The 6,767-nt window shown below is 58.7% G+C and carries 7 protein-coding genes; 4 read left to right on the top strand and 3 right to left on the bottom strand.

Going from position 1 to position 6,767, the window contains the following annotated elements:
* The coding region (locus tag BMZ79_RS33695; protein WP_143089021.1) for a transposase at positions 1-236 on the bottom strand (236 nt) is incomplete at its 3' end.
* 207 nt (positions 237-443) lie between these two features.
* Between BMZ79_RS33695 and BMZ79_RS21370 the strand changes: the two genes are divergently transcribed.
* Genes BMZ79_RS21370 through BMZ79_RS21355 form a run of 4 tightly spaced genes read left to right on the top strand, consistent with a single transcriptional unit; the run spans position 444 to position 3,807 of the window.
* Positions 444-1,532, top strand: coding sequence for a mandelate racemase/muconate lactonizing enzyme family protein (locus BMZ79_RS21370; protein WP_090643536.1), 1,089 nt, complete (start codon positions 444-446; stop codon positions 1,530-1,532).
* 17 nt (positions 1,533-1,549) lie between these two features.
* Complete coding sequence (locus BMZ79_RS21365) at positions 1,550-2,635, top strand: amidohydrolase family protein (protein WP_090643534.1); 1,086 nt, start codon at positions 1,550-1,552, stop codon at positions 2,633-2,635.
* A gap of 14 nt (positions 2,636-2,649) precedes the next feature.
* Complete coding sequence (locus BMZ79_RS21360; RefSeq protein ID WP_090643531.1) at positions 2,650-3,048, top strand: Rieske (2Fe-2S) protein; 399 nt, start codon at positions 2,650-2,652, stop codon at positions 3,046-3,048.
* A 12-nt stretch (positions 3,049-3,060) separates the two neighbouring features.
* Complete coding sequence (locus tag BMZ79_RS21355; protein ID WP_090643528.1) at positions 3,061-3,807, top strand: DUF899 family protein; 747 nt, start codon at positions 3,061-3,063, stop codon at positions 3,805-3,807.
* 206 nt (positions 3,808-4,013) lie between these two features.
* On the opposite strand, the gene BMZ79_RS21350 is transcribed toward BMZ79_RS21355, so the two are convergent.
* Positions 4,014-5,300, bottom strand: a complete 1,287-nt coding sequence (locus BMZ79_RS21350; protein WP_090643525.1) for a galactokinase — start codon at positions 5,298-5,300, stop codon at positions 4,014-4,016.
* Positions 5,301-5,499: 199 nt separating this feature from the next.
* A complete protein-coding gene (locus tag BMZ79_RS21345) occupies positions 5,500-6,687 on the bottom strand; it encodes an MFS transporter (protein WP_256252933.1) in 1,188 nt (395 codons plus the stop codon).
* Positions 6,688-6,767: the final 80 nt, after the last annotated feature.

Below are 6,767 nucleotides of genomic sequence, written 5' to 3'. Positions count from 1 at the left end.
TCTAGACTTGCGAACTTCGTTTTAGGTCGACCTCTGAGGGATGAATGCTGTCCACGACCATCCTCTAATGAAACACCATTTTGGGATTTCTTAACCCAATCCAACACTTGAGCTTTACTACGAATATTCAATTGTTTCGCTACTTCGCGAGAGCTTACACCTGATTCATAAAGACGAATAGCCTCGCTTTTTAATTGTGCCGTGTATTGGAAAAATAGTTGTCCCTTTTTCGCCAAAAAAATCCCCTCCGATTGCAGCTTTTAAGTCCATTGTACCAATGGGCTTTTCTTCGCTGTCAACCATGAGGGGATATTACCATTTGAGCGGATTTTTTTGTTGCAAGCCTGGCGCGTTCGGGAAAATTCGAGCCTGTTGAAGGAGATTTCTTACAAAATCAGAATATATAAAATATATTAAATATTCTTCTGTAAGGAGGCAAAGCCGTGAAAATCACCAACATGACCACGTTTCTTTTTCCTTGGGGCAGTTTGTTCGTCAAATTGGAGACGGACGAAGGGATCAGCGGATGGGGGGAATGCTCGCCCATGGGCGGACATGTGCTGCAGGCCATGGCCGTGCATGCCTTGAAGCCGCACGTAATCGGCGGGGACCCTTTCGACGCGGAGGTGCTGTGGCAGAAGATGCTGCTGGCGCCCTATAAGCTCGGCCCGTCCGGCGCGCAATCGGAAGCCATGTCGGGGATCGATCTCGCGATGTGGGACATTATCGGCAAAGCGACGAACAAGCCGGTCTATCAGCTGCAGGGCGGACGATTCCGGGATCGGGTGAACATCTATTACAGCTACGGCTGGGACGGAAGAGCGACGGCCGACGACGTGGCCCGCATCATGAGCGCCCAGGTGGAGAACGGGTTTACGGTCCTGAAGCTGCGCATGAATTACGGGCCGTTGCGGGGCGAGATCGCGAACGATCCCGCGATTCCGATGATGAAAGCGATCCGCGCCGCGGTAGGCGACGAGGTGAAAATCGGCTTCGACGCGAACAACGGCTACACCGCGCATAAAGCCATTCAGATCGGGCGTTATCTCGAAGAGCACGTCGGACTGGCCTGGTTCGAGGAACCGACGCCGCAATACGACTACTTGGCCATGGCGCAGGTCGCGGATGCGCTCGATACCCCGGTCAGCGCGGGAGAGCATGAATACACGCTCTGGCAGTTCCGCGATCTGATCCTGCAGGGCAAGGCGGACATCATTCAGCCGGATTTGGTCAAATGCGGCGGACTCACGGAAGCCAAAAAAATCGCCGCTTTGTGCGAAGCTTGGAGCAAACCGATCGTCGTGCACAATACCCAGCCGACCATCGGAACGGCCGCCAGCCTTCACTTCTGCGCGTCCGTCTCCAACGCGATGTACCATCAGGAGTTCACCGGGCATAACGAGAAGCTCTCGGCGCTCTTTCACAATCAATTGGAATTCAAGGACGGTTACCTGTTCGTGCCGGATGGTCCGGGGCTCGGCTTGGAGGTCAACGAGAGCAAGGTGCGGGAGACGGCCGTTTCAATCATGTAAGGGAGGCGAACGAAAGGATGGAGCAGCAGACGGAAACCACGATCGAACCGAGGAAGACGCGGACGGGCATCATCGACTGCGACGTGCATCCCTACCCGAGAAACGCGGAGGAGATCCGTTCCTACATGAAGCAGCCGTGGCGGGAACGCTATAACGGAGGCGGGCGCGGCTTTTACGGCAATCCCGTGCACGGCGACCGCTTGGACGCAAGACCGCCGCAGGGCGATCCGTCGGGCTCCGATCCGGAGCTGCTTCGCAAGCAGCTCATCGACGAGTACGGACATGCCTATGCCATTCTCATGCCGCGCGCGTTTTGCAACCTGCACCCCGACCCCGATTTCGGCAACGCCATCGCGGCGGCTTATAACGACTGGCTCGCGGATACATGGTTGAGCAAATACAATGCGGACGGCGTATTCAAAGGTTCCATCACGGTGAACACGCAGGACCCGCATGCCGCCGCGCGCGAAATCGAGCGGTGGGCGGGCCATCCGCATTTCGTCCAGGTCATGACCGATTCCGGCGCCCGCGCCCCGTTCGGCCAGCGGCAGTTCTATCCGATCTACGAGGCATGCGAGAAATTCGGCCTGCCGTTCGCCATTCACCCCGGTACCGACGGAATGGGCATCAACGTGCAGCCGACCCCGGGGTATCCGACCCATTACATCGAGTGGCACACCTGCTTGTCGCTCGGGTTCCAGGCGCACCTGGTCAGCTTCCTGACGGAAGGCGTATTCGAGCGGTTTCCCGGCTTTAAAATCGTCCTCGTCGAAGGCGGCGTCTCGTGGCTGGCTCCCTTGATGTGGCGGCTGGACGCGGAATATAAAGCGCTCCGGTACGAGGTCCCGTGGCTGAAACGCAAACCGAGCGAATACTTGCGCGATCACGTGCGGATTACGTCGCAGCCGCTGGAACGGCCGGACAACGACGCTTACTTGCTGCAAATCTTCGAGATGATGGACGCCGAGCATATCCTCATGTTTTCCAGCGATTATCCGCATTGGGATTTCGATTCCCCGACCCGCGCGTTTCCGAAGCTTCCGGAGCCGCTGCGGCGCCGGATCTTTTTCGACAACGCGCATGAGCTGTACAGGCTTGATTAAAGGAGGCGAACGGCATGGGAAGCCACGTCGTTGGGACAGTCGCCGAATTCCCGGCGGGAACGAGAAGAACGTTGGTCGTGGAGGGACGCCCGATCGGCGTATTTAACGTGCACGGCCGGTTTTACGCGCTCAAAAACAGCTGTCCGCATCAGGGCGCGCCGCTCTGCGTCGGTACCGTAACCGGCATGACCCTTCCTTCGGCGCCCGGCGAATACGCGTACGGCCGGGACGGCGAGATCGTGCGCTGTCCATGGCATGGCTGGGAATTCGACATTACCACCGGCAAATCGATCTTCGACCCGCACAAGTGCCTGGTCAAAACTTATGAGGTGACGATCGAAGCCGAGGCGTCGCCGGAAGTGGAGACGTATCCCGTCACCGTCGAATCCGGCACGATCGTCGTACACCTGTAGGAGGGGGAACCCATGAATCCAACCGACAACAAGTCCGGCCAGCCCGCCGTGGTCGACCGGGCCGCTTGGCAGGCCGAATTGGATGCGCTGCGCATCCGGGAGAAAGCGCATACGCGCGAAGGCGACGCCATCGCGGCAGTCCGCCGGCGGCTCCCGATGGTCGAGACGGACGCGACCGCCCCGCTGGTCGGCTCGGAAGGCCCGGTCACGCTGCTCGACGCGTTCGAAGGCCGCCGCCAGCTGATCGTGTACTATCAGATGTGGCATGCCGGCAAGACCGCCGCGCGGCAGTGCGAGGGCTGTACCTTCTCCACGACCCATATCAGCGAGCTGTCCTATCTGCATTCCCGGGACGTGAGCTACGCGACGTTCTGCCAAGGGCCGTACGAGGAGAGCTCGCGGTACCGCGACTTCATGGGATGGACGGTTCCTTGGTATTCGGTCCCTCCGGCTTCCGTGGACCGGCTGATCGCAAACCGGCACTTCGGGATCCTGGTCAGTTATCTCCGGGACGGCGACAAGGTCTACGAGACGTACTGGACCACCGGCCGCGGCAACGAGCCGATGGCTCCGTCGTACGGATTGCTCGACCTGACCGTCTACGGCCGGCAGGAGTTCTGGGAGGATTCGCCCGAGGGCTGGCCGCGGCATTGGGACGCCAAGGGCGGGCAATTTCGGCTGAACGGCCGCCCGACCGCCCAGTGGTCCCGCCTCGCAGCCGGACGTTCCGACGATCTTGGCACCTCGGCGAGCGACTAACGCTTGACCTCGAACAAGCTTTGACTTAAGCCGCGTTAATCGCGGCTTTTTTGTAATCGTCGAAGGTTCGGAATGACGCCTCAATTGGGAAACGTTAAGCATCAGCATGAATCGCGTTCAATAAAACGGCAGCCGATCGGAGGATCGGCTGCCGTTCTTATCAGTATGAAGGTATGGAATAGAAGCGCGTTACATATTCCGCGGCCCTACGCGAGCGTATTCAAGCATACCGCGCCGATCTCGCGCACGCGGATCTTGAACAGTTCCGTGCCGGTCGTACGCCCGATCAGCTCCCGGTACTCCGCGACCGCCGCATGCGGCAGCACGGCCAGAATGACGCCCGCGAAGCCGCCGCCGTGCACGCGGCAGGCGCCGTCGCCCAGCCGGTCGATAAACCGCTCGGTGATGGCGAGCGTCAGCGCAATCCCTTGTTCGCGGGACACCGATTCTTGGTAGATGTTCTGCAGCCATTTCCACGAGGAATTCCCGGAAGCGGTAATATCCTTCAGCACGTGCTGCCAACGGCCGGCTTTGATCGCTTCGACCTGACGGTCGACGCGGTCGGTTTCGTCCAGGAAATGCAGCGCCCGCAGCACCGCCCGATCTCCCGCCGTTTCGCGAAGCTCCGCGAGCCGGCCGTAGATCATCTCCGCCGTCAAATCGCGGCATACCTCGACGCCGAAGGCTTGCGCCACCGCCCGCATCTCGTTCGGAATCGACGCATAATCGTTCGTCAGGTCCGCATGGTTGCCGCCGGTGCCGACGATGACCAGGCTGTAACCCGCGGCTTCGAAGGTACCCGGAATCCGTTCGATCCGAGGCTCCGCCGGCTCCTTGAAGTCGATGGCGATCATGCCGCCGTACGAGCAGGCCATCTGGTCCAGCATCCCCGACGGCTTGTTCCAATACAGATTCTCGGCATGCTTGCCGATGCGCGACATCATGACCGCATCCAGCTCGCCGTTATTGTAGAACGTGCTCAGTATTTGGCAAATCAGAATTTCGAAAGAGGCGGAGGAGCTGAGACCGGATGCCGGAAGAACGGTGCTGCCGACGCTGGCGTTGAACCCGCCGATCCGGTACCCGTGCTGACGGAAGCCGTGCGCGATCCCGCGGATTAACGCGGCCGTTCCGCTCTCGCCGGCCTGCGGCTCCAGATCGTCCAGACGGATGACCGAGATGCCCGGATACCCTTCGGAAATGACGGAAATGACCCCGGTGTCCACGGCCGCCGCAGCCGCAATCGTATCCAACTGAATGCTGGCCGCCAGCACCTTCCCATGGTTATGGTCCGTATGATTGCCGCCGATCTCCGTGCGTCCCGGCGCGCTGAAGTAGCTCAGTGCCGCGGGCTCTCCGTATTGCGCTTGGTAGCTGTCCATCGCCCTGCGATATCTGCGGACCTGCTGCTCTCGTTCTTCGCTGCCGTACATCTGCTCCAGCAACCGTCGTACCTGTGCCGATTCAAAAAGCTGCTCGAATGATTCGATCATCTTGCCTGTTCCTCCCGGTTCGAATGGTTTAAGTAGTCGGTATCATGTCCATTGTACCGAAAGAAAGCGTTCGCCGATAGGATATTTATGAAAGCCATTAACGAAAGCTATTCCTGAAAACACCGGGACGGCCTTCTAAGAACAAGCGAAGACCCGCCGCCGGAGCGGTGGGTCTGCGTTAATCCCATGTCGGCAGCCTCTATGACGCGGGCTTGACGGCTTGCGCGCCGAGGAGTCGCCGCGACAGCAGCAAGGCAAAGGCCAGATAGACGATCATGATAAAACCATACAACAGGACATAGCCGCCTATCCGGTAGAACAGACTGCCGACGATCGGACTGCAAGCCATCCCCATATAGCGAAAGAGGTTATAGGCTCCTACGGCCGTCGCGCGGTTCTTCGTGAACGCGCCCGTCAGCAGCGTCGTCTGCACCGGGAGCGAGAGCCCGAGGGATAACCCGAATACGATAATGCCGGCCAGCAGCCAAGGCAGCGAGATCGAATAGACGATCAGGAAAATCAACAACGAAATCGCGTTTAGATAACTCGTCAGCACGACCAGCTTTTCGCCTTCGAACCGTGCCTGGATCTTCCCGCCGACATAACTGCCGACCACGATTCCGAGCGACATCGGCAGAAAGACCAGCCCCTTTTGCTCGGCCGACAAGCCGTAGCGATCGGTTAAAATGTTCGGGAGGAAGACAAGAAAATAGTAAAACGTATAATACTGAAGAAACCCAAGGTAAATGATCGACGATCCGATGCGATGCCGAAGAATCCCCGCAAAGTCCCGCAGCTGAAAGCGGCCTGCTTGAACGCTGTCCGGCTTCGTTTCCTTCAAGAAGAGATAGTTGAACACCAGCACAAGCATGCCCGTTGCCGCCAGCGCGAGAAACACGGAGTGGAAATCGAACAAGCCGCTAAGGAAGCCGCCGACCACCGGCCCGAGCACGGGGCCGAGCGACACCAGCATTTGAAAGGTGCCCATCGCTTCGCCGCGTTCTTTGCCTTCGAACAAATCGCTGATGACCGTGACGGCCACGACGGATCCGGCGGCGATGCCGATCGCCTGCAGCGCGCGGAAGACCAGGAGCAGGGCGATCGTCCCGGAGAAAAAACAGCCGGCCGAAGCGATCACGTACAGCGCGATGCCCAGCAGCATGACCTTGCGGCGCCCCTTGATGTCCGTGAGCGGGCCATAGATCATCTGCATGATGGCCAGAAATAGGGTAAACACCGAGATCGTCAAATTGACGACGAAAGAGGTGGAATGGAGCTGACGGGCAACCTCAGGCAAAACAGGAGTATAGATGGTCTGCGTGAACGGACCGAAAAAAGCGGCGAAGGCGACCAGATAAACAATGAATTTACGATTCAAGATGAACATTCCTCATTTCTCGTTCCCGAACTCTCGTAACGCCATCATAATCGATCGCGTTTATTTATTCCAACGCATTTCATGTTATA

This window comes from Paenibacillus sp. UNC496MF (assembly GCF_900113915.1).
Lineage (GTDB): Bacteria > Bacillota > Bacilli > Paenibacillales > Paenibacillaceae > Paenibacillus_Z > Paenibacillus_Z artemisiicola.
This window is presented reverse-complemented; position numbering and strand designations above follow the sequence as displayed.

Bases quoted from the DNA above. Each gene is read 5' to 3' on its own strand.
- BMZ79_RS21350 (WP_090643525.1), bottom strand. From the start codon at position 5,300: ATGATCGAATCATTCGAGCAGCTTTTTGAATCGGCACAGGTACGACGG.
- BMZ79_RS21360 (WP_090643531.1), top strand. From the start codon at position 2,650: ATGGGAAGCCACGTCGTTGGGACAGTCGCCGAATTCCCGGCGGGAACG.
- BMZ79_RS21365 (WP_090643534.1), top strand. From the start codon at position 1,550: ATGGAGCAGCAGACGGAAACCACGATCGAACCGAGGAAGACGCGGACG.
- BMZ79_RS21345 (WP_256252933.1), bottom strand. From the start codon at position 6,687: ATGTTCATCTTGAATCGTAAATTCATTGTTTATCTGGTCGCCTTCGCC.
- BMZ79_RS21355 (WP_090643528.1), top strand. From the start codon at position 3,061: ATGAATCCAACCGACAACAAGTCCGGCCAGCCCGCCGTGGTCGACCGG.